The sequence below is a fragment of the Pseudomonas sp. CM25 genome (genome assembly GCF_013179705.1).
Lineage (GTDB): Bacteria > Pseudomonadota > Gammaproteobacteria > Pseudomonadales > Pseudomonadaceae > Aquipseudomonas.
Genome location: NZ_JABMCW010000505.1, coordinates 1 through 2,900, shown reverse-complemented (window position 1 = coordinate 2,900; position 2,900 = coordinate 1). Strand labels below are relative to the sequence as shown.

General features: G+C 55.7%; 2 protein-coding genes. Both read left to right on the top strand.

Annotated elements, in window-relative coordinates:
- On the top strand, window positions 1–1,468 hold a 1,468-nt coding region (locus HP546_RS28590; protein ID WP_172232697.1), incomplete at its 5' end, for a DUF1302 domain-containing protein.
- A 16-nt stretch (window positions 1,469–1,484) separates the two neighbouring features.
- Window positions 1,485–2,822 carry a DUF1329 domain-containing protein gene (locus HP546_RS28585; RefSeq protein WP_172232694.1) on the top strand — a complete coding sequence of 446 codons (1,338 nt, stop codon included), beginning with the start codon at window positions 1,485–1,487 and terminating at the stop codon, window positions 2,820–2,822.
- Window positions 2,823–2,900: the final 78 nt, after the last annotated feature.

Below are 2,900 nucleotides of genomic sequence, written 5' to 3'. Positions count from 1 at the left end.
GCCGGCGTCGCCCAATCAGAATGACGGCGATAATAACTTCGATAAGGGATCGTTGATCCAAAAACGGCTCGATATCTTTTCCGAGTTTGATGCGAAGTACCAGAACTATGGACTTCGGCTGAGTGGTGCGGCTTGGTATGACACTGTCTATCAGAGCAGCAATGACAATGACACGACGACTGCCAACCGTCCGGCGGGCCAGCCCGCCAATGAGTTCTCATCCGAGACGGCAAGGGTGATGGGAAGGGACGCTGAGTTGCTGGATGCCTTTGTCTACGGGCAATTCAGTCCTAATGATCTCCCTGTCACGGTTCGTGCAGGCAGGCACACTGTGCTGTTCGGGGAAAGTTTGTTTTTCGCCAATAACGCCATTGCGGGTGGACAGGGTCCTGTTGATGCAGTCAAGGCCAGATCAGTGCCGGGCTCTACAACCAAAGAGATTTTGCTCCCTACCGGCAAGGTCTCGGTCCAGGCGTCGCTGGCTGATGGGCTGTCAGTGGGCGCTTATCTAGGTTACGAATGGGAAAAAAGTCGTCTGCCGCCGATCGGTTCCTATCTGGCTACAAGCGATTCTGTCGGCCCAGGAGCTGAAAGTGTCTTCGCTGGCAACCTGGGCTCCTTTACGGTGATTGACGAGAAGGGGGCGAAGGACTCCGGTCAAGGCGGGATCAGTCTCCGCTACTACTCAGAACTCTTGGACACCGACTTTGGTTTTCACGCGATTCGTTACCACGCGACAGCGCCGAGTGGCATTTACACGCGTTGGGCTGGGCTGCCGGGGCAGTCGGCACCGTTAACTTTCCAAGAGGTTTACCACGAGGGGATCAAGGCTTACGGCATCAGTGCCAACAGAACTTTTGACAATCTGAATTTTGGTGCTGAACTCTCGATTCGCGACAATACTCCCCTTGCGAGTACCGGCCTGACGATCTTTCAGACGCCAGTCGGGATTATTGTGAATGGGAACTTTGACAACGATGATAATCCTGGTTATGCCGTTGGCCGCACCGCGCATGCGAACCTGAATTGGCTCGCTACGCTACGACCGAATTGGTTGGCTGATGAAACGTCCTTGGCGGGCGAGATTGCATGGAACAGACGGCTGAGCTTTACCGACGGCAAAGAGTTCGCCAACCCGCTTGCTGATCGTGATGCAGCTTCAATGCGAGTGGTCCTCACCCCGCGCTATCGGCAGGTTCTCGATGGCCTCGACCTCGCAGTACCGTTAGGGGTGAGCTACACCCATGGCAATTCATCGGCCGTCGGACCGACTTTCGGTGTGGATAACGGCGGCGATATCAGCCTAGGCCTGGAAGGCACCTATCTCAATGATTGGACCGTGTCTGTGCAGTACGTGCATTTCTACGGCGATCCGGGTGTGCCGCAAAACAGCGCTCAGCAGCAACAGTACAAACAAGCCTTGGCGGATCGGGATTTCCTGACCCTGTCCGTGCGGACCACATTCTGAGTTGGAGGACACCTCGATGAATATTCGTCTTACCGCGACTGCCCTGGCGTTGCTCGCCACGATGGTACAACCTGCCACTGCCGCCGTATCGACCGAGGAGGCTGCCAAGCTCGGTCATGAGCTGACGCCTTTGGGCGGCGAGAAGGCTGGCAACGCAAAAGGGACTATCCCGGCGTGGACCGGTGGTTTTCTTGACCCTGTAGATTCAAGCGGGCGCCGCAGCGATCCGTTCAAAGACGATAAACCGCTTTATACCGTAACTGCGCAGAATATGCAGCAGTACGCCGATACGCTGACTGATGGCGTCAAGGCCATGCTGAAAAAGTACCCGGACAGCTACCGTCTGGATGTCTATCCGACCCACCGTACGGCATCGGCACCGGACTGGGTATACAAGAACACGGCTGAAAATGCTGTCAGGGGAGAGCTGGATGGACCTATTCCAAAGAACGTCTACGGTGGTATCCCGTTCCCTATTCCCAAGAGCGGCGAGGAAGCGATCTGGAACCACAAACTGGCATGGCGTGGCTCTTCCTGGCAGGTCGCGCTCAACCAGTACCAGATCACCGGTGACGGCAAGCAGATTCTGACGACTAACGCCAATCTGCGCCAGCGCATGCCCTATTACTTCAAGGATGGCAACGCAGCGAACTTCGACGGCTATTTCTGGGAGCTGAATGTCGAGACGCTCGGCCCACCCATTCGCGCTGGCGAGATCGTGGTTGGACGCCAGAACGTGGATGAAGACAAGTCGAAAACCTATACCTATCTGTCTGGTCAGCGTCGTGTACGCCGCGTACCCAACGCGTGCTGCGATCAACCGACCCCAACCACGGCAGGGCTCATGTTCTACGACGAACTGAGTGTCTTTTCCGGCAAGACAGACGACTTCGATTGGAAGCTTGTGGGCAAGAAGGAAATGCTCATCCCCTATAACGAGAACAGGTTTCTACAAGCCAAAGAGTCTGACATCGTCACCGGGCAGCATCTTAACCCCGAGCATGTTCGCTGGGAGCTTCACCGTGTATGGATTGTCGAGGCCAACTTGAAGGCCGGCAAGCGACATCAGGCTCCCAAGAGCGTGTATTACCTCGATGAGGATACCTGGCAAGCCAATCTCGGTGACCGTTGGGATTCGGATGGCAAGTTGTGGAAAACCCTTTGGATGTTCAATTACGTGATGCCGGAAATCGGTGGGGCGATACAGCAGACATTCGGTTATAACGACCTTCTATCGAATACCGCCTATATCGCCAACGTGATGAACGACCAGTCCTACCACCAAAAGCAGACTGAGCGCTGGCCAACCGTCATCTTCACGGCTGATGGCTTAGCTGCGCAGGGCGTTCGCTAGGCTTTGCGACGATGCCCAGAGCTGAGCTCGGCTGCCTTTTTCGGGTAGCCGGGCTCTCCGATGAACGAAGCGATCAGG

Bases quoted from the DNA above. Each gene is read 5' to 3' on its own strand.
- HP546_RS28585 (WP_172232694.1), top strand. From the start codon at position 1,485: ATGAATATTCGTCTTACCGCGACTGCCCTGGCGTTGCTCGCCACGATG.